The 23718-nt window shown below is 60.2% G+C and carries 29 protein-coding genes; 11 read left to right on the top strand and 18 right to left on the bottom strand.

Annotated features, from left to right (window positions below; genetic code table 11):
• Positions 1 to 128: 128 nt before the first annotated feature.
• From K5E37_RS06115 to K5E37_RS06100, 4 genes are all read right to left on the bottom strand, one after another.
• Complete coding sequence (locus tag K5E37_RS06115; protein ID WP_221533381.1) at positions 129 to 1961, bottom strand: ABC transporter ATP-binding protein; 1833 nt, start codon at positions 1959 to 1961, stop codon at positions 129 to 131.
• Positions 1962 to 2048: 87 nt separating this feature from the next.
• The gene (locus K5E37_RS06110) at positions 2049 to 2612 is read right to left on the bottom strand and encodes a peptidylprolyl isomerase A (RefSeq protein WP_007956541.1); all 564 of its coding nucleotides are present in this window, start codon (positions 2610 to 2612) and stop codon (positions 2049 to 2051) included.
• A gap of 3 nt (positions 2613 to 2615) precedes the next feature.
• A complete protein-coding gene (locus K5E37_RS06105; protein WP_007956542.1) occupies positions 2616 to 3419 on the bottom strand; it encodes an alpha/beta fold hydrolase in 804 nt (267 codons plus the stop codon).
• Between the two features lie 14 nt (positions 3420 to 3433).
• Positions 3434 to 4357 carry a LysR family transcriptional regulator gene (locus tag K5E37_RS06100; RefSeq protein WP_007956543.1) on the bottom strand — a complete coding sequence of 308 codons (924 nt, stop codon included), beginning with the start codon at positions 4355 to 4357 and terminating at the stop codon, positions 3434 to 3436.
• Between the two features lie 49 nt (positions 4358 to 4406).
• Between K5E37_RS06100 and K5E37_RS06095 the strand changes: the two genes are divergently transcribed.
• From K5E37_RS06095 to K5E37_RS06085, 3 genes are all read left to right on the top strand, one after another.
• Complete coding sequence (locus K5E37_RS06095) at positions 4407 to 4721, top strand: hypothetical protein (RefSeq protein WP_011332961.1); 315 nt, start codon at positions 4407 to 4409, stop codon at positions 4719 to 4721.
• A gap of 159 nt (positions 4722 to 4880) precedes the next feature.
• On the top strand, positions 4881 to 5480 hold the full coding sequence (locus K5E37_RS06090; protein ID WP_007956545.1) for an FMN-dependent NADH-azoreductase: 600 nt from the start codon (positions 4881 to 4883) through the stop codon (positions 5478 to 5480).
• A 345-nt stretch (positions 5481 to 5825) separates the two neighbouring features.
• Positions 5826 to 6707, top strand: a complete 882-nt coding sequence (locus K5E37_RS06085) for a carboxylate/amino acid/amine transporter (RefSeq protein WP_085605643.1) — start codon at positions 5826 to 5828, stop codon at positions 6705 to 6707.
• On the opposite strand, the gene K5E37_RS06080 is transcribed toward K5E37_RS06085, so the two are convergent.
• Positions 6652 to 7557: a LysR family transcriptional regulator gene (locus K5E37_RS06080; RefSeq protein WP_085605645.1), complete on the bottom strand. Its 906-nt coding sequence runs from the start codon at positions 7555 to 7557 to the stop codon at positions 6652 to 6654. The genes K5E37_RS06085 and K5E37_RS06080 overlap by 56 nt on opposite strands.
• A 169-nt stretch (positions 7558 to 7726) precedes the next feature.
• Between K5E37_RS06080 and K5E37_RS06075 the strand changes: the two genes are divergently transcribed.
• A complete protein-coding gene (locus K5E37_RS06075) occupies positions 7727 to 8368 on the top strand; it encodes a hydrolase (RefSeq protein ID WP_221533380.1) in 642 nt (213 codons plus the stop codon).
• Positions 8369 to 8433: 65 nt separating this feature from the next.
• Here K5E37_RS06075 and K5E37_RS06070 read toward each other — a convergent pair whose 3' ends face one another.
• Positions 8434 to 9732: a mechanosensitive ion channel family protein gene (locus tag K5E37_RS06070; protein ID WP_221533379.1), complete on the bottom strand. Its 1299-nt coding sequence runs from the start codon at positions 9730 to 9732 to the stop codon at positions 8434 to 8436.
• A 191-nt stretch (positions 9733 to 9923) separates the two neighbouring features.
• On the opposite strand from K5E37_RS06070, the gene K5E37_RS06065 reads away from it, so the two are divergent.
• Positions 9924 to 11264 (top strand): DEAD/DEAH box helicase, encoded by a 1341-nt coding sequence (locus K5E37_RS06065; RefSeq protein ID WP_085605653.1) that lies wholly within the window; start codon positions 9924 to 9926, stop codon positions 11262 to 11264.
• Between the two features lie 63 nt (positions 11265 to 11327).
• Here K5E37_RS06065 and K5E37_RS06060 read toward each other — a convergent pair whose 3' ends face one another.
• The 6 genes from K5E37_RS06060 to K5E37_RS06035 all read right to left on the bottom strand — a co-directional run bounded on the left by K5E37_RS06060 (position 11328) and on the right by K5E37_RS06035 (position 14771).
• Positions 11328 to 11927, bottom strand: coding sequence for a hypothetical protein (locus K5E37_RS06060; RefSeq protein WP_221533378.1), 600 nt, complete (start codon positions 11925 to 11927; stop codon positions 11328 to 11330).
• A complete protein-coding gene (locus K5E37_RS06055) occupies positions 11918 to 12523 on the bottom strand; it encodes a papain-like cysteine protease family protein (protein ID WP_179692320.1) in 606 nt (201 codons plus the stop codon). The genes K5E37_RS06060 and K5E37_RS06055 overlap by 10 nt, the downstream gene beginning before the upstream one ends.
• Positions 12524 to 12772: 249 nt before the next feature.
• The gene (locus K5E37_RS06050) at positions 12773 to 13048 is read right to left on the bottom strand and encodes a hypothetical protein (protein ID WP_007956561.1); all 276 of its coding nucleotides are present in this window, start codon (positions 13046 to 13048) and stop codon (positions 12773 to 12775) included.
• A gap of 96 nt (positions 13049 to 13144) precedes the next feature.
• Positions 13145 to 13756: a Fic family protein gene (locus tag K5E37_RS06045; RefSeq protein WP_221533377.1), complete on the bottom strand. Its 612-nt coding sequence runs from the start codon at positions 13754 to 13756 to the stop codon at positions 13145 to 13147.
• Positions 13753 to 13923: a YhfG family protein gene (locus tag K5E37_RS06040; RefSeq protein ID WP_007956564.1), complete on the bottom strand. Its 171-nt coding sequence runs from the start codon at positions 13921 to 13923 to the stop codon at positions 13753 to 13755. Before K5E37_RS06040 ends, K5E37_RS06045 begins: the two co-directional genes overlap by 4 nt.
• Positions 13924 to 14036: 113 nt before the next feature.
• Complete coding sequence (locus K5E37_RS06035) at positions 14037 to 14771, bottom strand: thioredoxin family protein (protein WP_221533376.1); 735 nt, start codon at positions 14769 to 14771, stop codon at positions 14037 to 14039.
• Positions 14772 to 14948: 177 nt separating this feature from the next.
• Here K5E37_RS06035 and K5E37_RS06030 point away from each other — a divergent pair, with 177 nt between their 5' ends.
• The gene (locus tag K5E37_RS06030) at positions 14949 to 15341 is read left to right on the top strand and encodes a transcriptional regulator (RefSeq protein ID WP_102686001.1); all 393 of its coding nucleotides are present in this window, start codon (positions 14949 to 14951) and stop codon (positions 15339 to 15341) included.
• Between the two features lie 59 nt (positions 15342 to 15400).
• Here the strand turns inward: K5E37_RS06030 and K5E37_RS06025 are convergent, their stop codons facing one another.
• The 3 genes from K5E37_RS06025 to K5E37_RS06015 form a co-directional block, all read right to left on the bottom strand.
• Entirely contained in the window at positions 15401 to 16270 is an 870-nt protein-coding gene (locus tag K5E37_RS06025) for a DUF6279 family lipoprotein (protein ID WP_221533375.1), read from the bottom strand.
• A gap of 77 nt (positions 16271 to 16347) precedes the next feature.
• Positions 16348 to 17064 (bottom strand): TorF family putative porin, encoded by a 717-nt coding sequence (locus K5E37_RS06020; RefSeq protein ID WP_007956569.1) that lies wholly within the window; start codon positions 17062 to 17064, stop codon positions 16348 to 16350.
• Positions 17065 to 17281: 217 nt separating this feature from the next.
• A complete protein-coding gene (locus K5E37_RS06015) occupies positions 17282 to 17470 on the bottom strand; it encodes a hypothetical protein (protein WP_016985943.1) in 189 nt (62 codons plus the stop codon).
• Between the two features lie 351 nt (positions 17471 to 17821).
• Between K5E37_RS06015 and K5E37_RS06010 the strand changes: the two genes are divergently transcribed.
• From K5E37_RS06010 to K5E37_RS06000, 3 genes are all read left to right on the top strand, one after another.
• On the top strand, positions 17822 to 18658 hold the full coding sequence (locus K5E37_RS06010) for a S1 RNA-binding domain-containing protein (RefSeq protein WP_127797242.1): 837 nt from the start codon (positions 17822 to 17824) through the stop codon (positions 18656 to 18658).
• A gap of 45 nt (positions 18659 to 18703) precedes the next feature.
• The gene (locus K5E37_RS06005; RefSeq protein ID WP_085605668.1) at positions 18704 to 19093 is read left to right on the top strand and encodes a DUF2177 family protein; all 390 of its coding nucleotides are present in this window, start codon (positions 18704 to 18706) and stop codon (positions 19091 to 19093) included.
• 163 nt (positions 19094 to 19256) lie between these two features.
• A complete protein-coding gene (locus K5E37_RS06000) occupies positions 19257 to 20189 on the top strand; it encodes a DMT family transporter (protein ID WP_221533374.1) in 933 nt (310 codons plus the stop codon).
• On the opposite strand, the gene K5E37_RS05995 is transcribed toward K5E37_RS06000, so the two are convergent.
• Complete coding sequence (locus K5E37_RS05995) at positions 20134 to 21315, bottom strand: MFS transporter (RefSeq protein ID WP_221533373.1); 1182 nt, start codon at positions 21313 to 21315, stop codon at positions 20134 to 20136. The genes K5E37_RS06000 and K5E37_RS05995 overlap by 56 nt on opposite strands.
• 104 nt (positions 21316 to 21419) lie before the next feature.
• Here K5E37_RS05995 and ptrR point away from each other — a divergent pair, with 104 nt between their 5' ends.
• On the top strand, positions 21420 to 22313 hold the full coding sequence (gene ptrR, locus K5E37_RS05990) for a putrescine utilization regulator PtrR (RefSeq protein ID WP_007956575.1): 894 nt from the start codon (positions 21420 to 21422) through the stop codon (positions 22311 to 22313).
• Between the two features lie 142 nt (positions 22314 to 22455).
• The gene (locus tag K5E37_RS29570; RefSeq protein WP_003184145.1) at positions 22456 to 22584 is read left to right on the top strand and encodes a PA1414 family protein; all 129 of its coding nucleotides are present in this window, start codon (positions 22456 to 22458) and stop codon (positions 22582 to 22584) included.
• Between the two features lie 94 nt (positions 22585 to 22678).
• On the opposite strand, the gene K5E37_RS05985 is transcribed toward K5E37_RS29570, so the two are convergent.
• Together K5E37_RS05985 and K5E37_RS05980 are read right to left on the bottom strand one after the other, a co-directional pair.
• Positions 22679 to 22927 carry a hypothetical protein gene (locus K5E37_RS05985; protein WP_007956577.1) on the bottom strand — a complete coding sequence of 83 codons (249 nt, stop codon included), beginning with the start codon at positions 22925 to 22927 and terminating at the stop codon, positions 22679 to 22681.
• Positions 22928 to 22970: 43 nt separating this feature from the next.
• Complete coding sequence (locus tag K5E37_RS05980; protein ID WP_221533372.1) at positions 22971 to 23696, bottom strand: MBL fold metallo-hydrolase; 726 nt, start codon at positions 23694 to 23696, stop codon at positions 22971 to 22973.
• Between the last annotated feature and the right edge of the window lie 22 nt (positions 23697 to 23718).

Raw genomic sequence — 23718 nt, 5'->3', positions numbered from 1 at the left:
TTACGACAGGTTCCGTTCCGGAGCCTTGGCTCAGTACAGCAGGGGTTTTGTGGATTTCCAGCAGGCGATAAAAAACCGCCAGAGCCCGTGGTTGAAGGGCTCTGGCGGTTTTTGTGCTTTACGCAGGATCAGTCGATGCCGACAAACCCTCCGGTCTGGTGCGCCCACAGCCGCGCATACAATCCGCCATGGGCCAGCAGTTCGGCATGGTTGCCGCTTTCAGCAATCTTGCCGTTTTCCAGCACCACCAGCCGGTCCATGCGGGCAATGGTCGAGAGGCGGTGAGCGATGGCGATCACGGTCTTGCCCTGCATCAGGGTTTCCAGGCTTTCCTGAATCGCCGCTTCGACTTCCGAGTCCAGCGCCGAGGTCGCTTCGTCCATGATCAGGATCGGTGCGTCCTTGAGGAGCACCCGCGCAATCGCGATCCGCTGACGCTGACCACCGGATAGCTTCACCCCGCGTTCGCCGACATGCGCGTCGAATCCGGTGCGCCCCTCGGCGTCCGACAGCAGCGGAATGAACTCATCGGCGCGGGCCTTGCGCACCGCTTCCCAGAGCTCGGCGTCAGTGGCGTCGGGCTTGCCGTACAGCAAGTTGTCGCGGATCGAACGGTGCAGCAGCGAGGTGTCCTGAGTGATCATGCCGATCCGCGCGCGCAGGCTTTCCTGGCCGACTTCGGCGATGTTCTGGCCGTCGATCAGGATCCGCCCGCCCTCGACGTCGTACAGGCGCAGCAGCAGGTTGACCAGGGTCGATTTGCCGGCGCCGGACGGGCCGATCAGACCGATTTTCTCGCCCGGTTTGATGGTCAGGTTGAGGTCGCCGATGATGCCTTTCTTCTTGCCGTAGTGAAAATCCACGTGCTCGAAACGCACTTCGCCACGGGCCACGGCCAGCGGTTTGGCCTGTTCGTGATCGGTGACGCTGACCGGTTGCGAGATGGTCTGCAGACCGTCCTGGACCATGCCGATGTTTTCGAAGATGCCGGTGACCACCCACATGATCCAGCCGGACATGTTGACGATGCGGATCACCAGGCCGGTGGCCAAGGCAATCGCGCCGACACTGATCAGCGATTGCGTCCATAGCCACAGGGCCAGCGCCGTGGTGCCGACGATCAGCAGGCCGTTCATGGTGGTGATGGCCACGTCCATGCTGGTGACCACGCGGCCGGCCAGCTGGGCTTTTTCGGTCTGTTCCTGGATCGCTTCGCGGGCGTAGTGCTGTTCGAAGTTGGTGTGGGCGAACAGCTTCAGGGTGGCGATGTTGGTGTAGCCATCGACGATCCGGCCCATCAGCTTCGAGCGCGCGTCGGAGGCCTCCACCGAGCGATCCTTGACCCGAGGCACGAAGTAATAGAGCGCGCCGACGTAGGCCGCGATCCACGTCAGCAGCGGGATCATCAGGCGCCAGTCGGCCTCGGCGAACAGCACCAGCGAACTGATCGCGTAGATCAGCACATGCCACAACGCATCCACCGCTTGCACCGCGGAATCGCGCAGCGAGTTGCCGGTCTGCATGATGCGCTGGGCAATGCGTCCGGCGAAGTCGTTCTGGAAGAAATTCAGGCTCTGCTTGAGCACGTAACTGTGGTTCTGCCAGCGAATCATGCTGGTCATGCTCGGGCTCAGGGTCTGGTGCACCAGCATGTCGTGCAGGGCCAGGAACAGGGGGCGCAGCAGCAATGCCACCACCGCCATCCACGCCAGTTCGACGCCATGCACTTTGAAGAAGTCTGCGTTCGGCGTGCCCTGGGCGAGGTCGATGATGCGGCTCAGGTAACTGAACAGCGCCACTTCGATCAGTGCACCGAACAGGCCGACGATCAACAGGGCGGCGAAACTCGGCCAGACCTGCTTCAGGTAATAGGTATAGAAGGGCAGAACGCGGTCCGGCGGGGATGCCGTCGGGGCATCGCGGAATATGTCGATCAGTTGTTCGAAACGGCGATAGAGCATCAGATAACCGCCCGGAGCACGGGCTCTCCTTTTATCAGTGTGAGCGGCGTGACGTCAGTCAGCACCGCTCGATATGCCCTGTAAAGCTTAGTCGATGCGCTTGGCCGACTTGATGATCACAGGGTCGACCGGCACGTTTTGCATGCCCTGTTTGGTGGTGGTCTGGGAGTTGACGATGATGTCGACCACGTCCATGCCCTTGACCACTTTGGCGAACACCGCGTAACCGGCGTCACGGCCCGGGTCGAGGAAGGCGTTGTCGGCGACGTTGATAAAGAACTGGCTGGTGGCCGAATCCGGGTTGGAAGTACGAGCCATCGACAGGGTGCCACGAACGTTATGCAGACCGTTGCTGGCTTCGTTCTTGATCGGCGCCTTGGTTTCTTTCTGTTGCATCTGCTGGGTGAAGCCGCCGCCCTGGGCCATGAAGCCCGGGATCACGCGGTGGAAAATGGTGTTGGTGTAGAAACCGCTGTCGACGTACTCGAGGAAGTTCTTGGTACTGATCGGCGCCTTGACCGGGTCCAGTTCGATTTCGATCTGGCCGTTGGTGGTGTCCAGCAGCACGTGCGGCGCTTTTGCCGGCGTGGCAGCCATCAGGTTGGCAGCGAACAGCACGGTGCCGGCGGCGAGGGCGAGTTTTTTCAGCATGGGTCAGTGATCCTGAGGGTGATTATCGGCTGTGGCGAGGAACTCCAGCAGCGTTTGATTGAAGCGTTCGGGCTGATCGAGCGGGGTGGCGTGGCGCGAATCGGCGATCACCACCAGCCGCGCATCGGGCAGCAGTCTGACATAGGTTTCTTTCAGCGAAACCGGGGTGTAGTCCCGGTCGGCGCTGACGACGAGGGTTGGACAGGTGACCCGGGAAAGTCGTTCCTGAACCCCCCAGCCAACAATCGCATCGAAGCTGGCGAGATAAGCACGTTTGTCGTTTTTTGCCCAGCGCTCCGCCATTTTCTGACGCAAATCGGCCTGCTCCGGTTTGGGGAACAGCTTGGCGCCAAGGGCTTTGCCGATGGTGGCAAGGCTGAGCAGGCGCATCAGGCTCCAGCGCTTGAACCACTGCCAGTAATCGTCGCGGCTGCGCACTTTGACCTCGGGTGCGCTGTTGACGATGGTCAGGCTCTTGAGCATCTGCGGCTGATCGACGGCGAACTGGAAGCCGATCATGCCGCCCATGGACAGCCCGGCGTAGTGCACCGGGCCGAGCTTCAAATGCTCGATCAGGGCAACGATGTCGGCGCTGAACCCGGCGATGCTGTAGCGCTCGCGGGGCTTGTCGGAGCGGCCGTGACCGCGCACATCCGGGACGATCACCCGGTAATGCGCGGCCAGCGCGGGAATCTGCATTTCCCAGTCCAGGGTGCTGGAGCCCAGACCGTGAACCAGCAGCAACGGATCGCCGTGGCCATATTCCTCGTAGTGCAGGTTGCAACCTTCATGCTCGAAATACGCCATCGGTGAACTCCGTGTCAGGCTTGTTCGGGGGCGGCGAACGGTGCGTCCAGCGGCAGAGTGTCGAAGGTGCGCAGCAGTTCGACGAGGATCTGCGAAGCCGGGCCCAGGGGTTTGTCCTTGTTCGAGTACAGATAGAAGCTCGGATTGCGGCTGCCGCCCTGATCCAACGGTAGCAGCTTGAGCAGGCCTTCTTTCAATTCCCGTTCGATCATGTGCCGTGGCAGCCAGGCGAAGCCCAGGCCGCTGGAGACAAAGTTGGCGGCGGTGGCGAGGCTGCCGACAGTCCAGCGCTGTTCGGCGCCGAGCCAGCCGACGTCCCGGGGTTGCTGGCGGCCGGAGTCGCGGATCACCACTTGCATCTGGGTTTCCAGATCCTGGAAATTCAGCTCGCGGTTCAACCGGTGCAGCGCGTGTTCGGGGTGGGCGACGGCGACGAATTCCACGTCGCTCAATTCCGCGCCGAGGTAACCGGGAATGCTCAGGCCGGTGATGGCCAGGTCGGCCACGCCTTCGAGCAGCACTTCTTCGACGCCCGACAGCACTTCCTCACGCAGACGCACGCGGCAGCCACGGCTTTGCGGCATGAACGCGGTCAGGGCGCGGACGAGGCGGGCGCTGGGGTAGGCGGCGTCGACCACCAGCCGCACTTCGGCTTCCCAACCCTGCTCCATGTGATGGGCGAGGTCTTCCAGCTGGCTGGCCTGTTTCACCAGTTGTCGCGAGCGGCGCAGCAACACGCCGCCGGCTTCGGTCAGCACAGCCTTGCGGCCGTCGATGCGCAACAGCGGCACGCCGAGCTGATCCTGCATGCGGGCGACGGTGTAGCTCACCGACGATTGCGAGCGATGCAGGGCCTCGGCGGCCTGGGCGAATCCGCCGTGGTCGACCACGGCCTGCAACGTTCGCCATTGATCAAGGGTCACGCGGGGCGCTTTCATCAATAGCTCCTCTTGTCCTAAGCTGGCGATCCCTCATGGAGACTGCCGAATGAAAAAATTCTGTTGTGTGTTGCTGGCGCTGCTTCCGCTGACTGCGTTTGCGTACCCGATCGATGTGGAAAAGGACCTCAACGGCCTGAAGATCGACTACAACGCGTTCGACACCGATAACGACATCGGCTCCATCCAGGTCAACAACTACGGCGACGTCGACGCGACCTGCAAGGTGGTGTTCACCAACGGCCCGGAAGCGCCGCGCACCCGCAACATCGAAGTGGCCGCGGGCAAGCATAAGAACGCCACGGCCAAGTTCACCCGGACCATCATCAAGCTGCGCATCAAGCTGAGCTGCACCCCGAAATAGCGTCACGGCCCTGTGGGGGTGGGCTCCCACAGGGTATGGCTTGCATCTAAACGAATTTTTCGATGCTTTGCAGCAATTATTTGCGCTTTCTCATCGATACGACTCTGTTTAACCTTCACTCCATCGACTTACAACATTCTCGGATGGAGGCTACACAACATGTCCCGCGTTCTGATCATCGAAAGCAGCGCCCGCCAGCAAGACTCGGTTTCCCGTCAACTGACCCAGACCTTTATCAGTCAGTGGAAAGCGGCGCATCCGGCCGATCAGATCACCGTACGTGACCTCGCCGTGAACCCGGTGCCGCACCTGGACATCAACCTGCTGGGCGGCTGGATGAAATCCGCCGAGCAGCGCAACGACAGCGAGCAGTCCTCGCTGGACCGTTCCAACGAATTGACCGATGAGTTGCTGGCGGCCGACGTGCTGGTGATGGCTGCGCCGATGTACAACTTCGCGATCCCGAGCACCCTGAAAGCCTGGCTCGACCACGTACTGCGTGCCGGCGTGACCTTCAAGTACACCGAAACCGGCCCGCAAGGCCTGCTCAGCGGCAAGCGTGCCTACGTGCTGACCGCTCGCGGCGGGATCTACGCCGGCGGCCCGGCGGATCATCAGGAACCGTACCTGCGTCAGGTGATGGGTTTCATCGGTATCCACGACGTGACCTTCATCCACGCCGAAGGCATGAACCTGGGCGGCGACTTCCAGGAGAAAGGCCTCAACCAGGCCAACGCCAAACTGTCCCAGGTCGCTTGATATGTTAATCGCCAGATAATCGCCGATTGTTCTAGTGACCTGGCGCAACCCCTTCAAGGCTCTACGCGCATCGAACCTCCCTTTGCACTTGTTGCTCCTGAGTGCTGTAGCCCGATTGAACGCTTTAGCGAGATCGGGCTTTTTTTTGCCTGCGATTTTTGCAACGCAGCACCTCCCCTGTGGGAGCGGGCTTGCTCGCGAAAGCGATGTTTCAATCAAGATTGATATCGCCTGACACACCGCCTTCGCGAGCAAGCCCGCTCCCACATGGATCTGTGTTGTTGGAGGGTTCGCGATCAGAAGCAAAAAACGCTATCGTCGCCGCCATTCGAAATCGAGGCGAGCATGGGCTATCTACTTTTTGTCACGCTGATCCAGGCGTTTTCCTTCAGTCTGATCGGCGAATACCTGGCCGGTCATGTCGACAGCTACTTCGCGGTGCTGGTGCGGGTGGTGCTGGCCGGGCTGGTGTTTATCCCGCTGACCCGCTGGCGTTCGGTGGAACCGGCGTTCATGCGCGGCATGCTGCTGATCGGCGCGTTGCAGTTCGGCGTGACCTACGTCTGCCTGTATTTGAGCTTCCGCGTGCTGACGGTGCCGGAAGTGCTGCTGTTCACCATCCTCACGCCGCTGCATGTGACGCTGATCGAAGACGCGCTCAACCGACGCTTCAATCCGTGGGCGCTGATCGCCGCACTGGTGGCGGTCGCAGGCGCGGCGGTGATCCGCTACGACCGGATCAACCCGGACTTCTTCATGGGCTTTTTGCTGCTGCAACTGGCCAACTTCACCTACGCCGCCGGGCAGGTTCTGTACAAACACCTAGTGGCGAAACACCCGAGCGATCTGCCGCACTACCGGCGTTTCGGTTTCTTCTACCTCGGCGCATTGGCGGTGGCGTTGCCGGCGTTCCTGCTGTTCGGCAAATCCAACTTCCTGCCCGAAGCACCGCTGCAATGGGGCGTGCTGGTGTTCCTCGGTTTGGTCTCGACCGCACTCGGTTTGTACTGGTGGAACAAGGGCGCGTGCCTGGTCAACGGCGGCACCCTGGCGGTGATGAACAACCTGCACGTGCCGGTGGGCTTGCTGCTGAACCTGCTGATCTGGAATCAGCATGAAGAGCTCGGGCGGTTGTTCCTCGGTGGCAGCGTGATCCTGGCGGCGGTGTGGATCAGCCGGTTGGGGATTCGCAGGCCGGCGCCAGTTGCCCCACCAGAAACTCGATAAACGCCCGGGTCTTCTGCGGCACCCGCCGCGCTGACGAATACACCGCGTTGATGGTGATTGCCGGGGCTTGCCATTCGCACAGCACCGGCACCAGTCGCCCGGCGGCCAACGCTTCTTCGACGATGAAGTCCGGCAGCAGCGCAATGCCCATGCCGGCCTCGGCCGCTTGCGCCAGCAGGTCGCCGTTGTTGGCGTGCAACGGCCCGGTGACGTTGACGCGCTGGGTCTCCTTGCCGTTGCACAGTTGCAGGCTGACCCCGCTCTGCAGATAGCCGTAGTTCAAGCATTGATGTGAGCGCAGATCCTGCGGGGTTTGCGGTGTGCCCGCGCGTTCGAGGTAAGCAGGGGAGGCAACCATGATTCTTGGCGCCGGCGCCAGTTGCCGGGCGATCATGGTCGAGTCGGGCAGGCTGGCGATGCGGATCGTCACGTCGAACCCGCCGCGCACCGGATCGACCTGCTGGTCGCTGAGCACCAGTTGCAGCTCGATGTTCGGGTGCTGCTCGTGGAACAGCGGGATCAGCTTGCCCAAGCGCCGCAGGCCGAACGACATCGGTGCGTTGACCCGCAACACTCCGCGCAATTCGCCCACCCCGTCCCGCGCTCGCTGCTCGGCCTCGTCCAGTGCCGCAATCACTTCCCGCGCCGCTTCGAAATACTCGGCACCGGCCTCGGTCAGGTGCAGGCTGCGGGTGGTGCGTTGCAGCAGCTGTACGCCGATGGCTTCTTCCAGCGCCTGAATCTGTTTGCTGACTTTCGAGCGGGGCACGTCCATCGCCCGGGCAGCAGCTGCGAAGCCGTTTTCGCCGACCGTCACCACGAAGGCGCGCATGCATTCGATGCGATCCATGATTGTCCCTTTTTTAGAATCAATGATTCTCGATTTTAGGGAATTGTCCCTTTATCGGCTAGCCCCTAAAGTGACATCCAAGCCGAGACAACAACGCCGCAGACGGCACGCCACTCGACTCACCCATTACCCAATCGAAACTCTGAAACGACATCAAAAGGAACGCGCCATGTCTATCCGTGAACTGCTGAACCCAACCAACTCCGCCCTGATCCTGATCGACCACCAGCCGCAAATGGCTTTCGGCGTGCAGTCGATCGACCGTCAGACCCTGAAGAACAACACCGTCGGCCTGGCCAAGGCTGCCAAGATCTTCAACGTACCGACCATCTACACCTCGGTCGAAACCGAAAGCTTCAGCGGCTACATCTGGCCGGAGCTGCTGGCGGTGCACCCGGAGCAGAAGCCGATCGAGCGCACCTCGATGAACTCCTGGGAAGACAAGGCGCTGGTTGACGCCGTGAAGGCCACCGGCCGCAAGAAACTGATCATCGCCGCGCTCTGGACCGAGGTCTGCCTGACCTTCCCGGCGCTGGAAGCCCTGGCTGAAGGCTACGAGGTGTACATCGTTACCGACGCGTCCGGCGGCACTACCAAGGAAGCCCACGACATGTCGGTGCAGCGGATGATTCAGGCCGGCGCAGTGCCGGTGACCTGGCAGCAAGTGCTGCTCGAATACCAGCGTGACTGGGCGCACAAAAACACGTATCAGGCGGTAATGGACCTAGTGCTGGAACACAGCGGCGCGTATGGCATGGGCGTCGATTACGCCTACACCATGGTGCACAAGGCACCGCAGCGGCAGGCCTGATAAATCGGCCGGACAAAAAAAGACGCAACCGGGGTTGCGTCTTTTTTTTGCGTTTGAAGAAAGCGTTACATCAGATGTTTTTCGGCTGCCGGAATATGGCTCGCGCCAAGGACTGCCGGCAATATCCCGGAGCGCAAATCCCCACCACTCGGCTGCTGATACAGGCTCAGGCCAAACTCCGGCAGTACCGCCAGCAGGTAATCGAAAATATCCCCCTGGATCCGCTCGTAATCGGCCCACACCGTGGTCGTGGTAAAGCAGTAGATTTCCAGCGGAATGCCTTGGGCGGTGGTCTGCATCTGGCGGACCATGCAGGTCATGTTCGGCTGGATCTCCGGGTGACTCTTCAAGTAAGCCAAGGCATAAGCGCGGAACGTACCGATGTTGGTCATGCGCCGGCGGTTGGCCGACATCGCCGCGACATTGCCTTGCGCCTCGTTCCAGGCCTTGAGCTCGGCTTTCTTGCGGCCCATGTAGGCGGTCAGCAGGTGCACCTGGGAGAGTTTTTCTTCTTCATCGTCGCGGATGAACCGCACACCGCTGGCGTCGATGAACAGGCTGCGCTTGATCCGTCGCCCGCCGGATTGCTGCATACCGCGCCAGTTTCTGAACGACTCGGACATCAGGCGCCAGGTCGGGATCGAGACGATGGTCTTGTCGAAGTTCTGCACCTTGACCGTGTGCAGGGTGATGTCGACCACGTCGCCATCGGCGCCGACTTGTGGCATTTCGATCCAGTCGCCGACCCGCAGCATGTCGTTGCTGGTCAGTTGCACGCTGGCGACGAACGACAGCAGGGTGTCCTTGTAGACCAACAGGATCACCGCCGACATCGCACCCAGACCGGACAGCAGCAACAGCGGCGAACGGTCGATCAGGGTGGCGACGATGATGATCGCGCCGAACACGTACAGAACCATTTTCGCCAGCTGCACATAACCCTTGATCGAGCGGGTGCGGGCGTGTTCGGTGCGGGCGTAGATGTCCAGAAGCGCATTGAGCAGGGCGCTGACCGACAGCAGCAGGAACAGAATGGTGAATGCCAGTGCGACGTTGCCGAGGAACACCGTGGCGGTCTTGCTCAGCTCCGGCACCAGATGCAGGCCGAACTGGATCACCAGCGAAGGCGTCATCTGCGCCAGACGCTGAAACACCTTGTTATGGCGAAAGTCGTTGATCCAGTGCAGCGCGGGCTGGCGACCGAGCATGCGGCTGGCATGCAGGATCAGGTAGCGTGCCACTCGTCCGAGGACCAGCGCGATCACCAGCAGCAGCACCAAAGCCAGGCCGGCGTGCAGGAGCGGGTGCTGTTCGAGGGCACCCCAGAGGTCTTGGGCGTTGAGCCAGAGCTGTTTGAAATCCATAAGAGAGACGATTCTTCTGTAAGACGCGACGGGCGATTAGAGCATTTAAGACGCTGTGTATTACCGTTGAAGACAAATCGAGCAACAAAAAAGCCACTGATTACGGCGTATTTCATAAAGAAACTCGGCCTGAGCGCTCGAAACCGGTAACCTATGCAGCTGATTTTTTGCATATCTTCGAGGTAGCACCCGTGTTTTCCCAATTCGCCCTGCACGAACGCCTGCTCAAAGCCGTGGCCGAGCTGAAATTTGTCGAGCCAACGCCTGTGCAAGCCGCGGCCATTCCGCTGGCGCTTCAGGGGCGTGACCTGCGGGTGACGGCGCAAACCGGTAGCGGCAAGACCGCCGCTTTCGTCCTGCCGATCCTCAACCGCCTGATCGGCCCGGCCAAGATCCGCGTCAGCATCAAGACCCTGATCCTGCTGCCGACCCGCGAGCTGGCCCAGCAGACCCTGAAGGAAGTCGAGCGCTTTTCGCAGTTCACTTTCATCAAGTCTGGCCTTATCACCGGCGGTGAAGACTTCAAGGTCCAGGCCGCCATGTTGCGCAAGGTGCCGGACATCCTGATCGGTACTCCGGGCCGGATGATCGAGCAACTGAACGCCGGCAACCTCGATTTGAAAGAAGTCGAAGTGCTGGTGCTCGACGAAGCCGACCGCATGCTCGACATGGGTTTTGCCGAAGACGTGCAGCGTCTGGTCGACGAATGCCCGAACCGTCAGCAGACCATGCTGTTCTCCGCCACCACCGGCGGTTCCGGCCTGCGCGAGATGATCGCCAAGGTGCTGAACAACCCTGAGCACTTGCAGCTCAACGCGGTCAGCCAGCTGAACGACACCACCCGTCAGCAGATCATCACCGCCGACCACAACCAGCACAAAGAACAGATCGTGAACTGGCTGCTGGCCAACGAGACCTACCAGAAGGCCATCGTCTTCACCAACACCCGGGCCATGGCCGACCGCATCTACGGTCGCCTCGTTGCCCAGGAATACAAGGCGTTCGTGCTGCACGGCGAAAAAGACCAGAAGGATCGCAAACTGGCGATCGACCGTCTGAAGCAGGGCGGCGTGAAGATCCTGGTGGCCACCGATGTGGCGGCCCGTGGTCTGGACGTTGACGGCCTGGATCTGGTGATCAACTTCGACATGCCACGCAGCGGCGACGAATACGTACACCGCATCGGTCGTACCGGCCGTGCCGGCAACGACGGTCTGGCGATCTCGCTGATCTGCCACGGCGACTGGAACCTGATGTCGAGCATCGAGCGTTATCTGAAGCAGAGCTTCGAGCGCCGCACCATCAAGGAAGTCAAAGGCACCTACGGCGGACCGAAAAAGGTCAAGGCCTCGGGCAAAGCCGTCGGCGTGAAGAAGAAAAAGACCGACGCCAAGGGCGACAAGAAGAAAACCGCCGCCAAGACCCCGACCAAGCGCAAGAGCGCCAACCGTCCGAAGCCGGACGCTCTGGTGAGCAGCGATGGCATGGCCCCGCTGAAACGCCGCAAGCCGGCAGCACCAGCGGCTGAATAAGTCGTTTCAGGCAGGCAAAGAAAAACCCGGACATGGTCCGGGTTTTTTTATCGCCAGGGTTTATCAACTGCCCAGCAGGCCAGTGGTGTCGGCATCAAAGCGCCGCTTGGCCTGATCGGCTGCCGGTTTGAGCTGTGCGAGCAGGGCGGCCTCGCTGTACAGCCCGGTCAGCGCCAGTTCTTTTGGGGTTGGCTCGATCGGGATCAGTACGTCTTCGCCGGCCGCATGCAGCCAGATCGCTACAAGGTGCAGCGCCGACACAAACAGCATCCGCAGCTCAACGGTTTTACCCTTCAGTTGCGGCGATTGCTCCGCCAGCCTCAGCGCATCGACCGTGGCGGCCGCCAGATTGCCATGGTTCAACGAGGCGAACTCGACGTGACCGCGTACTTCGGCCAATTGCGCATCGGCAATCGACACCCCGCCTGAGAACACCAGGTAATGCCAATCGCCCACTCGGGCGTTTTTCAGGCCTTTGCCCTGGCTCAGGTCGTCCAGACTGAGCGAGTAGCCACGATAGGCTTCGCTGAGGCTGATCCCGGCGGGCGCAGCACTGGCGAACTGGCGATTGACGCCAAAACCCTGGGTTTGCAACGCGGCCTGCAGGGCCGGACGCAAAGTCTGTACGCCGTTGGAAGGCGCCTTTGGATAAGTCAGTTGCATGATGTCGCCCCCTGGTTTTTCGCCGTGAAGTAAGTGTGGGTCCAGTTGCCGCCGCCGTTGTAGGAACCGGGGAAGGAACTCAGCGCGCGGGTCGAATAGCCGTAAATCGAGTCCGCAACCAGCACGTAATTGCCGTTGGTGCCGTAGATCGCCAGAAAGTGCGCACCGCCGCCGTACCAGGCGCAACGCAGGCCGATCGGGCGGCCCATGTTGATCTGGTTCTGGATGGCCGACATCTGCAGCGAGCCCGAATTCATGCCGTTGAAACTGCGGGTGATCTTCAGCGCAACGTCCAGATAGCCGTACACGTTGCACGGCCCCGGTTGATTGCAGCAGTTGCGATCCAGCGCGGCGCTGGCAACGGCGCATTGGGTCCAGGACCCGGTGCCGTAATAATTGCCGACCGAGGCGGAAGCGGCGGCCCAGCACCAGTTGGTCTGGGTCTGTTGCTGCATCGTGAAGTTCAGGCTGGCAGCAGCCAGGGCGCGCTGTTGAACAGCTGCCTCGACCTCGACCAGTTGCGGGTCGAGCAGATGTCCGATCAGACATTCGGGCAGGGTGTTGCCGGTGAATGCCGTTGTTTCAGTGGTTAACATTTTTCAATCCTCCATGAATGAAAACAAACGTTCCGCGTTTGCGGGATAACGGTATTACCGAGCGATCGGTGTTCAAGGGTTGCCATCTCCGATGGCCGGTTCCGATCAGGCTCGGGGTAACCCTAGGTGTGAATATGCATTTGTGCAAATAACAAAATGCACTAATGCAAATTTCCGGATAAAAGGAAGCAGGCTTTGGTATCGATCCAGCCTGATCGATGCCAAAGCCTGCCGTTGTCTGAGCGGGTGCTATCCCTCGGTTTTTTTCTCCGCCGACCCCAGCTCTTTCAAGCGCTGATCGATCAACTGACATTTGTCCGGCAGATCGGCGGAGGCAGTGCCCAGGTCCATTTTCTGCAACTCGGCGTTGATCTCTTTGGCCTTGGTCGGGTTTTGCTCGGTGAGCTTCGCGACTTCCTTGGCCAGTTGCTCACGTTTGGCGGTGGCTTCCTCCGGCGTACAGGCCCAAACGGGCAGGGCGCAGGCGAGCGTGGCGGCGAGGGTGAGCTTGAGCAGGGTTTTCATGGGGGCAGGCCTCAGTTCCGGTTAAGGCGGGTTAACCGGTTGAGGGTTCTGGCTAGCGAAAAGTTCACTGCGACTGGCGTTAGGGGGATGCCTTGTTCAAAAGTCGACCTCGGCAATTGAAATGCCTATGCATCGGTTGAATACATCGACAAGAGGATCGTCATCACCGTGGTAGGAGTGAATACATGCCTTGATCCATTCCACTTGATCGACCATCCCCCAGTCGATGAGATAGCCGGCGTTGAAAATGATGTATTCGAACAGGATGCGCTGGGTTCGGCCATTTCCCTCCCTGAACGGATGAGCCACATTGAGGGTGCCATACGAAGCGGCGACTGCTGAAACCAGCTGTTGACGGGAAAACCCTTCAAACCACCCAGCGTCCGCCATTTTCGAAAGTTCTCTAGCGACTTCACGCTCAATGTATTCCGGGCTGCAAAATCGCGTACTGCCTTTACTGATCGCCAGTGTCCGGATTTCGCCGGCCCATGGATAGATCGCTTCAAACAAGGTGCGGTGCACCCGTTTTAAAGTTGCAAGACTGTAGGGAGGAGGAATGAATTCCAAACGCGCAGAGGCGACTTCGTTGATGTAGCGTTCTGCCTCATCCAGGTCTTCGGCATTGCGCAAGTCGAGCAAATTGACAAGAACGTCAGTGCCCGGATAACAATCCGGGGCTTGGTCAGAACCGTATTTATCGTTGCTCAAGCTTTCAAGAGCTGGACCGCTCTCAAGGCAGCGGCCCTGGTGGGAAGTTTGATATCGCCATCAGTCGGAGATGGAACAAAGCCTTCCAGGCGCAGGCTGGCCGCGAAATTGGCTCTGCGTTGCTTCGCGAACCAGGCTTTCTTGGTTTGCAGACTCAGCTTTTCCATATCGGCCTCTTGATGCGGGAATGTGCCAATTATAGTCGAACGAAGCCGTGACGGCTCGTTCGACCTAGCATCGCACATCCTGCGGCACCATTGAACCCGTTCACGCTGACGGGCTACCCATCATGGCAGCAACTGGATTTTGCGGCGCCTTCGTAGCGGTCATGGTGCCGCACCCATTCCATGATCTCATCCTCGTTCCGGCCCTTGGGCGTGAGGTCGAGGTAGTTGTAGGCGCCGACCAGCAGGTCGAGGCCGCGAGCATAGGTTGAGTAGGTGTGGAAAATGTCGCCGTTGTCGGCGCGATAAAACACGCTGAGCCCGGGCATTTCTTCCTCGCCGCTGTCGGTCTTTTCGTAGTTGTACGTAGCCTTGCCTGCTTCGACATCCTCTGCACGGGCGCACACGCCGAAGTCGTAGTTGAAATCGCAGCCGTCCGACGATACCCAGTCGAATGTCCAGCCCATCCGCCGCTTGAACGCCTGGAATTCGGCGAACGGTGCGTGGGACACCGCCACCAGCGCAATGTCGTGATGGGCCAGATGCTGGTTAGCACCATCAATGTGATCGCTGAGGAATGAACAGCCCGGGCAGCCCTCTTCCCAGCCCTTGGCGAACATGAAGTGGTAAACGACGAGTTGGCTGTGTTTGCCGAAAAGATCGGCAAGTTTCAACTCGCCGTTCGGCCCCATGAAGCGGTAATCCTTGTCGACCTTCACCCAGGGCAGGGCGCGGCGTTTGGCGCTGAGGCGGTCGCGTTCCTTGGTGAAGGCCTTTTCATCGGCCAGATGCTGCTTACGGGCGGTGAGCCATTCTTCGCGCGACACCACCGGATGATTCTCAACGTTCATGATGATTTCTCCTGCGGGGGTTGAAACCGTCTGTCTCAGACTAGTCGTTCAACCACCCGGGAAATCGACAGACCGCCGGTCGGTCGGGGCGCCGAATAATCCTGAACGGTAGCGCAGCGCTCCGGTCACAACCTGTGAACGCGCCAAAAAATCACGCGCACCGGAGGTTGAATCAGGATGACGACTTATAACTGGGATTTGATTGAACGCCTGCTGCATGAAGTGCAGAACGGCGCGGGCCACAGCTTTGCGCCACGGTCTTTCGCCGAAGACTATGCGGCGGAAAAAGCGGCGGCGGGCCAGCCGATCGAGAATCTGGATCACCTGAAAACGCTTGCCTGCGACTATGAGCAACTGCTGCTGTTGCGCGGTTACATCCAGCCCCGTGGCGAAGACGAGGGCAGCACCGGCAACAACTTCAGCCTGACCCCGCGCGGATCCAGCCTGTTGAGCCTGATCGACAGCAGCATTCCCGGCAATGATCATCCGCGCGAAGTGCTGGATGATCAGGAAGACGCGCTGGATGAGCTGACGTTCGATGAGGTGGCCTCCAAGGCGCAGATCGCCTGAGGCTTTGCACAAAATGTGGGAGCGAACGTGCTCGCTCCCACATGGGTTTTGCAGTGATCTCAGCTTTTTTGTGCGGCCTTCAGGCACTTCAAATCATTGAAGTCCTTGCGCACTCCCTCGATCTTTTTCAACAGGCGCTGGCGCTGCTGCGGCGTACTGTCGGCCATCAGATCGACGAACAGCGAACGGGCCTGCGCCTCGGTATTGGCGTAGGCCTTTTGGTAATCCGCTGTCCATAACCGCTCGCGATTGACCAGAAGCGTCTCGATCCGTTGTGGGAATTCAGGACTGTTGCGTTGCGCCACCGCCGCGCTGAATTGCTTCTGCCAGTGGGCGCGGTTGGCGATCCACTGGGTGTTCTGATCGCCCAGGGCGGTCGACCAGGCCATCACCCGCTGTTCCTGCTTGGCGCTCAACGGGCCGAGCCAGTCGTTGAGACGCTTGTCCATGCGCGCGCCACGTTCGGCAATCTGCTGCGACAGCGGTGGCTTAAGGTATTCCTGCTGGCGCTTTTGCAGGTCTTTGGCAAAGGCGTCGTTCATTTCGGCGACCTGTTTGTCGTCCAGCCCTTGCAGCAACTCAATCGCGGACGGAGTGATTTCCCGCGCGGTTTCGGCGATCGCCTGCTTGGCTTCTTCGGTGCGGGCCTGGAGCGCGGCGTCGGTGACCTGATTGGTCTCGACCATGGTTTGCAGGCGATCCAGCCAGTCGAGATAACCCGGCAGTTGCGTGGTGCAGTGCCAGCTCAGGTGTTCCCTGAGGCGTTCGTTGAACCAGCCTTTCTGCTCGCCGTTCATGTCCAGGTAGTCGCTGAGCGTCCACGGAATGATCACGTCGAGATTGCGATAGGCCAAGCCGACACGGCTGCAGGCGCCGAGGGCGAGGGTCAGGATCAGTAGAACGGCGAGGCGTTTGAACCAGCTAGACATGGGCGAGTCCTTGCGAAAGCCAGCCTTGAGGGTCTGATGCTCATGTGAACGCAGGATGGCCCCGGCAGTTCAGCCAATCAATAGAACGCGCGTTCGGCCTTGAGCGTGACCAGCCCGTCGCACTGACTGTTATGCCCGGAATAGGCCGAGCAATCGCTGCCGCTGAGGCTTGAATTGCTGTAGATCAGGTCGAGGTCGATGCCCATGAACGGCCGGGAAAATTTCACCGACCAATCGGTAAAACTGCTGACATAACCCCCGTCCACCGAGACCGGCGTGTTGAGCTGATGGGTGGTGTATTTCATGCTGATCCCGATGCCGAACGGCTGATTGCCGCCCAGGTCGGCAAACAGGGTGTTGTTCTGTTTATCCGGATCGTTGCTCAGGGCGATGCCGATCCGGCTGCCGAGCAGGGTCAGGCCACCAAACAGTTCCTGGCTGTCGAGGGTGTCGACCTTGGGATAGCTGTAATGGATCATCCCGACTTCGTAGCCGAGGGTTTGATCGAAAGGTTGTTTAAAGCCGACGTAGGAATCGATTTCGAGATTCTTCCCCGGCGTGAGGCCCATGCTCGGTGCGTACTGACCGACATAGAGGCCGCTGTCGTGACTCAGGTCCAGCCCGCCGTGGAACGAGCCGACCGCCGAAGGTTTGACCAGCCCCTGGGCCATGCTGCGGCTGGGCGTGGTGCCGAGCTTGAGGTCGAAGTCGCCGAGTTCACGCTGAAAAATCTGCGCGTGCGCCGCCGGGCTCGCCAGCAGGCCTACAAGCAATAAACAGGAAGATTTGAGCATGCGTCACTCCTTGAGCAGCGAGCGCAGGTGCGACAAACCTGCTGAAACGCTTGATCCAGACGCGTGCAAGGATACCGGCGAATGATCGGCATTGAGGGCCGTTCGTCGATTTCTGCTGTTTTGAATGTTTGATTAAACGTAAGAGAGGACTTGCGAGGGATCCGGTCCAGACGCTTCGAAGCTCAAAGCGCCTTTGGACAGGTGTGCTGCGGGGGTGTTACTTCTTGCCCAGGCTGATCTGCTTGGACGGGCCGAACGTCTGGCCGCTGACGCCCTTGGCAATTTGCTGGATCTCGCCGCCGGACTTGAGGAATGCCGCGATTTGATCGTTGATCGATTCGCTGGTTTCAACGGCTGGAGCTGGCTTTGCTTTGCTGGTGGATGCTTTTACACGCATGGCGGCCATTAACCTGTAGAAAAGTAACTCGGCCAGGCATCGTACAGGAATAACTTGACAATTGCTTGGTAAATATCCCCCGGAATAACCCAGCGCGCTGGTGGATTATTCTCGATTAATTATTCGAAATATCCCGCTAACCTGCTGTTTTAAATAACAACATTTATTGGATTTGAGGCTGCCAGCCGGCGTCGGGATCAGACGAAAGCCGTCACGCTGGCCTGACGAGTGGCGCGCGTGCGGCGCGAAATCCAGGAAAATCAAGGCCTCCCGCAGATTTTCGGTCAGCCGTCCGATCTGGCGACCGACGAATCCGGCAAAACCGGGTAGAATGCCGCCCACGCAATGAGGGTATTGGAAATGGCTTTAGTCGGGCGTTACAACAGTTTGCAAGTGGTTAAACACACTAACTTCGGTTTATATCTGGACGGCGGTGCCGACGGCGAAATTCTTTTGCCCAACCGTTATATCCCTAAAGATATTCCCAGCGAAGATGAAGACTGGCTCAATGTTTTCATTTATCTGGACAGTGACGACAAACTTATTGCCACCACTGAAAAACCAAAAGTTCAGGTCGGTGAATTTGCCAGTTTGAAAGTTGTTGAAGTCAACAGCATCGGCGTGTTCCTCGACTGGGGCCTGCCGAAGGATCTGCTGCTGCCTTACTCCGAAGAAAAGCGCCAGATGACCGCCGGCGAGTACTGCGTGGTGCACGTCTACCTCGACAAGCACACCCGCCGCATCACCGCGACCGCGCGCCTGGATCGTTATCTGGACAAGACCCCGGCCAACTACAGCGTGGGCCAGGAAGTTGATCTGCTGGTGGCCGAATCCACCGACATGGGTTTCAAGGCCGTCATCAACAACAAGCACTGGGGTCTGATTCACAAGAATGAAATCTTCAAGTTCATGCGTTCCGGCATGCGCGAGAAAGGCTTCATCAAGGAAGTGCGCGCCGACGGCAAGATCAGCCTGAGCCTGCAACCGGTGGGGCAGGAAGCGGCCAGCAGCCTGAACTCGAAGATCCTCGCCAAGTTGCGCGAAAACGATGGCACTCTGGCGGTCAGCGACAAGAGCGATCCGGCACTGATCAGCAGCCTGTTCGGTGTCAGCAAGGGCAACTTCAAGAAGGCCATCGGTTCGTTGTACAAGGAAGGCAAGATCGTCATTCACGCCGATCGCATTGAACTAACCTGAGCCTGACGTGGCCCATGTTGCATGGGCTCACTCGAGGTCGGGCAGATGAAAAAAGCACTGATTGCCTACGTCGCTACGCTGCTGACGTTTCTTCTGCTCGACGGGCTCTGGCTCGGCGTGCTGATGGCGCCGACCTATCGCGAACTGCTCGGTTCGCTGATGCTCGAAAAACCGTTGCTGGTGCCAGCAGCGGTTTTTTATTGCCTGTACGTTTTCGGCTGCGTGGTGTTTGTGGTGCTGCCGTCGCTGACCTGGCAACGCGCCGCCCGCATGGGCGCACTGCTCGGGCTGGTCGCTTATGGCACTTATGACCTGACCAATTGGGCGACATTGCGTGGCTGGTCGGCGCAGGTGTCGCTGATGGATTGGGCCTGGGGGACATTTGCCACGGCGCTGGCCTGTACGGTCGGGTTTTGGGCCGCTCGCCGAAGCTGACGGCAGGCATGACGCAACAGGGCAATTGCATGTCTTTGCCGGGCGGCAATTTCTGTCCGACTGGTTGATAATCCCTGCCATCCTTTTTCGCCCCGGACAAAGAGCCGGGGCTTTGTTTGACCATTGGAAAAACTGCCATGTTGTGTGTGTTAGAGGTGTCGAGGTGAGCGTCAGTCGGCGCAGTGCCGACGGGTTTGCCCTGCAAGTGATGATCGGCCTGTGCCTGATCTGGGGCGTGCAGCAGGTGATGATCAAGTGGGCGGCGACCGACATTGCGCCGGTTATGCAGGCGGCGGGGCGGTCGGGGATTTCCGCGTTGCTGGTAGGACTGCTGATCTGCTGGAAGGGCGGCTGGGATCAGGTCGGCAACACTTGGCGCGGCGGCTTGCTGGCCGGTGCCTTGTTCGGGCTCGAGTTCCTGTTCATCTCCGAAGGCTTGCAGTTGACCACGGCGGCGCACATGTCGGTGTTCCTCTACACCGCGCCGATCTTCACCGCGCTGGGCGTGCATTTTCTGTTGCCGAGCGAGCGTCTGCGGCCGGTGCAATGGCTGGGGATTTTCCTCGCGTTCGTCGGGATTGCCGTGGCGTTTGCCGGCGGCGTGTCGTGGGACAACCTCGACCGCCGGATGTTGATGGGCGATGCCCTCGGCGTGCTGGCCGGTGCCAGTTGGGGCGCGACCACCGTGGTGGTGCGCGCCTCGCGTCTGTCGGAAGCGCCGGTGACCCTGACCCTGTTCTATCAGCTGATCGTCGGTTTCATCGGCCTGTTGCTGATCGCGCTGCTCAGCGGCCAGATCACCCACGTCAGTCTGACCGTCGTGGCCGTGGGCAGCGTGTTGTTCCAGGGGCTGGTGGTGTCGTTCTTCAGTTACCTGACCTGGTTCTGGCTGCTGCGTCGTTATCTGGCGGCCAACCTCGCGGTGTTTTCCTTCATGACGCCGTTGTTCGGCGTCACGTTCGGCGTGGTGCTGCTCGGCGAAGAACTGAGCCTGAACTTCATCATCGGCGCGGTGCTGGTGTTGCTCGGCATCACTTTCGTCAGCGCGGAACAGTGGGTGCGTCGGCGCCTGCGCAAAGCCCTCGGCCAGCCGTAACCGATTTGCACGCCAGACCGCCGGCAATCAGCAGGCCGCTGCCGGCGATCACCAGCGCCGGTTGCAGGCCGCCGCTGAAGTGGCTGCTGACCGCCGCCAGCAACGGCCCGCTGAGCTGACCGACGGCGAAGCATGCGGTGAGCAGGCCGGCGTTGCGCTGGGTGGCGTGGGGCGCCAGTTCCCGGGAGCGTTGCATCACCAATTGCATGCAGGCCAGGAACGGCGTGCCGCACAGGATCACGCCCAATGCCAGGCCGAGGCCGCTGCCCAACAGGCAAGCGAACACCCCGGCAGCCTGCAACCATAGCGTCGCCATCAACCAGTGCCGGGTGGTTTCCGGATCGTGCCGTCGCAAACTCACCAGCAACACGCCAATCGCTGCGCCGAGGCCGAAGCACGGCCAGAACAGATCGGCCTGCCATTGCCCGTGAAACTGCGCGTTGGCCATCTGCGACAGGAACGTGGCCGGGATGATGTAGCCCACGCCATACAAGGCATACACCACCGCCAAACGCCCAATGCCACGATTCGATGAACTTGCCGCAGTCGGTGCGGCCGGCACACCGACGCCCGGTTGCGGCAGGATCCGCACGATTCCCAGCAACATCACCAGCGCCACGGCGGCGTAAATCAGCCACAGGGTGGCGGAAGTCTGCTGCGCCAGATGTGAGAACAGCGCCAACAGCCCAGTCAGAAAAATCCCCAGCCCCGGCCCGGCAAACACCAGCGCTCCCAGACGTGGACGACCCGCCGCCGCAGCCAGCGGCTGACTCAGCGCAGTAATCATCACCAGCACCCAGGCACTCGCCACACCGGTGCCGAAACGCAGCAACAGGTGCGACCAGAACCCGTTGGCCCAGAACGACGCCAGCGTCAGCAACACACACAACCACAGACCGCCATGCAGGCGCCGCTGCACCTGATTGGGCCGACGGGAAAACATCGCATCCACCGCGCCGAGCAGGTAACCGAGGTAGTTGGCTGCCGCAATCAGACCGGCGGCCGTCAGGTCGATCTGCCCTTCGCTGAGCAGGTGCGGCAGTTGCGGGGTGAGGGCGAAACGCCCGATGCCCATGGCCATCATCAGGGCAATGAAACAGGCGGATAAGCGAATCAGCGGCGACATGGTCTGGATTCCGTTGGAGGTTCAGTGACCGTCAGGCTAGGACTGATTGACTTTCTTTAAAATTGAATAATAGTGAGTAACTTGTTCAGTTCAGGAGAAAGGTTGTGGAGTTCAGCCAATTGCGGATCTTCCAGGCCGTGGCGGAGGAGGGCTCGATTACCCGCGCCGCCGAACGTTTGCACCGCGTGCCGTCGAACCTGTCGACCCGGCTCAAACAGCTGGAGGAGCAACTGGGTGTCGAACTGTTCGTCCGTGAGCGTCAGCGTTTGCAGTTGTCGCCTGCGGGAAAAGTCCTGCTGGACTACACCGGCAAACTGTTCGCCCTGCGCGATCAGGCCAGTGCAGCGGTGATGGGCGGGCAACCGGCGGGGGATTTCGTGCTCGGTACGCTGTACAGCACGGCGGCGATCCATTTGCCGGCGCTGCTGGCGCGCTATCACAAGCAATATCCGGCGGTGAATCTTCAGGTGCAGTCCGGGCCCAGCGGTGAATTGCTCGAAGGCCTGCTCACCGGTCGCCTCGACGCCGCGCTGGTGGACGGCCCGCCGCAACTGGCCGGGATCGATGGTGTGCCGCTGTGCAACGAACGGCTGGTGCTGATCAGCGAGGCCGATCACCCGCCGATACGCAGCGCCAGGGATGTCGAAGGGCGGGCGGTATTCACCTTTCGCCATGGCTGCGCCTATCGCGCGCGGCTGGAAGCGTGGTTCGCGCATTATCAGGCGGCGATGGGTCGGGCGATGGAGATCGAGTCCTATCAGGGCATGCTCGCCTGCGTGATTGCCGGCAGCGGCGTGGCGCTGATGTCGGAGTCGATGCTCGCCAGCCTGCCGGGGCGCGAAAGCGTGGCGGTGCACCCGCTGGCCGAGCCTTTTGCCAGTGCGACAACATGGCTCATGTGGCGCCGGGGCATGGTCGGCGCCAACCTCAATGCGTGGATCGAACAGCAGCAGGCGCTCTATCCCGTGGCTGGCGAAGACGTGCGGGAAACGGCTTGAACGAACGGTCAGGGATTTGGATCAATTCAGTAACAGATCATTGCGGATTTGGCCGAGCATTGCGTAGGACTTCGGACTATTATCAGTGCGAAGCGGCCTCAGAATTCCGGACGCTCAGCACCACCCTGAAGGGGGCATGACGATGAAAGAGAAAATTCAAAACTGGCTGCACGATTTGGGTGTTGCCCTCGGCTTGATCGAACCGCCTCTGCAACCGGTCCCGATTCGCACCGATGACGAACAGCGTCGGCGTCAGCCACGTCGGCGGTAATGCCCCGCTTTGAAGGATCAAAGGATTTAAACGACAAAAGATCGCACCCGGCCGTCACTCCATTGGAGTGGCGGCCGGGTGCGATCTTTTGTTTTCAGTGACGCCCGATTTCCATCAGAAACCGGCTCAGGTCATTCGCGGTTTTCGCGGTCTTGAGCATCCGGTCCTCTTCGGCGGTGAAGGCCGTCAGTCCGAATTCATCTTCCAGATGGAAGATCAGATCCTCGATATCCGCTTTTTCCAGCCCCAGTTGCGCGAGGCTGGTGTTGTCGTCGAATTCACGATTTTCCAGCAGGCGCAGGATGAACCGGTGCACGGCAGCACGCACGGCAGCTCTTCTCATGGCAGATCTTTGTGTTGTTAGTCTGACTGAAGTACAGCAGGCCTCAGGCGTGCCGGCGCAACCATTCGTCAATCATCCCGCGCAGATGCTCTCCGGAAAAACTGCCGAAGTGCCCGCCATGCACCGTGCGGATCTTCAACCCCTGCAAACGGCGCAGGCTGGCGGCGTAATCATCGAGGTTGGAATGGTAGGCGTCTTCGATCAACGGCCCGTCGTAAATGATGTCGCCGCTGAACAGTGTCTCCGTGGCCGCTTCGTAGAGGCTGATCCCGCCCGGTGAATGCCCCGGCGTGTGCAGCACCTGCAACGTGCGATTGCCCAGGTCCAGCACATCGCCATCCTCGACAAACCCGGTGGCCGGCGCCGCCTTGACCCGGTATTCGGCGTAGCACAACGGGCAATCCGGGTGCGCTTCGAACATGTCGTCGCCGACGAAGGCCCGGCTCAGATCGTTCTCGCCATCCGGCGCTGCCAGAATGTCCGCCTCGGCGGGATGGACCAGCCGTTCGGCAAATTCGTGATGCCCGGCGATGTGGTCGAAATGGCAATGACTGGCCACCGCCACCAGCGGCCGTTCGGTCAGCCACGGCAGTTGCTCGCGCAGACTCACCAGCCCGGAACCGCTGTCGAGCAGCAGATCCTTGTCCCGCCCCTGAACGTGCCACAGGTTGCAGCGGTAGAACGGGCGGATGAACGGCTCGTGAATCAGCCGAATGCCGTCGCTCAGGGTTTGCACTTCGAACCACTGATCGCGAGAAACAATCTTCATAAGCACTTTCCTTGAGACGAAA

It is taken from the genome of Pseudomonas sp. RIT778, assembly GCF_019718735.1.
In the GTDB taxonomy this organism is placed as follows: domain Bacteria; phylum Pseudomonadota; class Gammaproteobacteria; order Pseudomonadales; family Pseudomonadaceae; genus Aquipseudomonas; species Aquipseudomonas aphyarum.
The sequence above is the reverse complement of the archived record's forward strand: the minus strand, read 5'-3'. Positions and strand labels throughout refer to the sequence as shown.

Coding starts and splice junctions, on each gene's coding strand:
- K5E37_RS06050 (WP_007956561.1), bottom strand. CDS start 13,048: ATGAAAACCCTGCTCAAGCTCACCCTCGCCGCCACGCTCGCCTGCGCC.
- K5E37_RS06115 (WP_221533381.1), bottom strand. CDS start 1,961: ATGCTCTATCGCCGTTTCGAACAACTGATCGACATATTCCGCGATGCC.
- K5E37_RS06060 (WP_221533378.1), bottom strand. CDS start 11,927: ATGCAACTGACTTATCCAAAGGCGCCTTCCAACGGCGTACAGACTTTG.
- K5E37_RS06040 (WP_007956564.1), bottom strand. CDS start 13,923: ATGGAAAAGCTGAGTCTGCAAACCAAGAAAGCCTGGTTCGCGAAGCAA.
- K5E37_RS06025 (WP_221533375.1), bottom strand. CDS start 16,270: ATGTCTAGCTGGTTCAAACGCCTCGCCGTTCTACTGATCCTGACCCTC.
- K5E37_RS06020 (WP_007956569.1), bottom strand. CDS start 17,064: ATGCTCAAATCTTCCTGTTTATTGCTTGTAGGCCTGCTGGCGAGCCCG.
- K5E37_RS06110 (WP_007956541.1), bottom strand. CDS start 2,612: ATGCTGAAAAAACTCGCCCTCGCCGCCGGCACCGTGCTGTTCGCTGCC.
- K5E37_RS05985 (WP_007956577.1), bottom strand. CDS start 22,927: ATGAGAAGAGCTGCCGTGCGTGCTGCCGTGCACCGGTTCATCCTGCGC.
- K5E37_RS29570 (WP_003184145.1), top strand. CDS start 22,456: ATGAAAGAGAAAATTCAAAACTGGCTGCACGATTTGGGTGTTGCCCTC.
- K5E37_RS06095 (WP_011332961.1), top strand. CDS start 4,407: ATGAAAAAATTCTGTTGTGTGTTGCTGGCGCTGCTTCCGCTGACTGCG.
- K5E37_RS05995 (WP_221533373.1), bottom strand. CDS start 21,315: ATGTCGCCGCTGATTCGCTTATCCGCCTGTTTCATTGCCCTGATGATG.
- K5E37_RS06100 (WP_007956543.1), bottom strand. CDS start 4,357: ATGAAAGCGCCCCGCGTGACCCTTGATCAATGGCGAACGTTGCAGGCC.
- K5E37_RS06055 (WP_179692320.1), bottom strand. CDS start 12,523: ATGTTAACCACTGAAACAACGGCATTCACCGGCAACACCCTGCCCGAA.
- K5E37_RS06090 (WP_007956545.1), top strand. CDS start 4,881: ATGTCCCGCGTTCTGATCATCGAAAGCAGCGCCCGCCAGCAAGACTCG.
- K5E37_RS06075 (WP_221533380.1), top strand. CDS start 7,727: ATGTCTATCCGTGAACTGCTGAACCCAACCAACTCCGCCCTGATCCTG.
- K5E37_RS06080 (WP_085605645.1), bottom strand. CDS start 7,557: ATGGATCGCATCGAATGCATGCGCGCCTTCGTGGTGACGGTCGGCGAA.
- K5E37_RS05980 (WP_221533372.1), bottom strand. CDS start 23,696: ATGAAGATTGTTTCTCGCGATCAGTGGTTCGAAGTGCAAACCCTGAGC.
- K5E37_RS06085 (WP_085605643.1), top strand. CDS start 5,826: ATGGGCTATCTACTTTTTGTCACGCTGATCCAGGCGTTTTCCTTCAGT.
- K5E37_RS06070 (WP_221533379.1), bottom strand. CDS start 9,732: ATGGATTTCAAACAGCTCTGGCTCAACGCCCAAGACCTCTGGGGTGCC.
- K5E37_RS06030 (WP_102686001.1), top strand. CDS start 14,949: ATGACGACTTATAACTGGGATTTGATTGAACGCCTGCTGCATGAAGTG.
- K5E37_RS06015 (WP_016985943.1), bottom strand. CDS start 17,470: ATGGCCGCCATGCGTGTAAAAGCATCCACCAGCAAAGCAAAGCCAGCT.
- K5E37_RS06105 (WP_007956542.1), bottom strand. CDS start 3,419: ATGGCGTATTTCGAGCATGAAGGTTGCAACCTGCACTACGAGGAATAT.
- K5E37_RS06010 (WP_127797242.1), top strand. CDS start 17,822: ATGGCTTTAGTCGGGCGTTACAACAGTTTGCAAGTGGTTAAACACACT.
- K5E37_RS06005 (WP_085605668.1), top strand. CDS start 18,704: ATGAAAAAAGCACTGATTGCCTACGTCGCTACGCTGCTGACGTTTCTT.
- K5E37_RS06035 (WP_221533376.1), bottom strand. CDS start 14,771: ATGAACGTTGAGAATCATCCGGTGGTGTCGCGCGAAGAATGGCTCACC.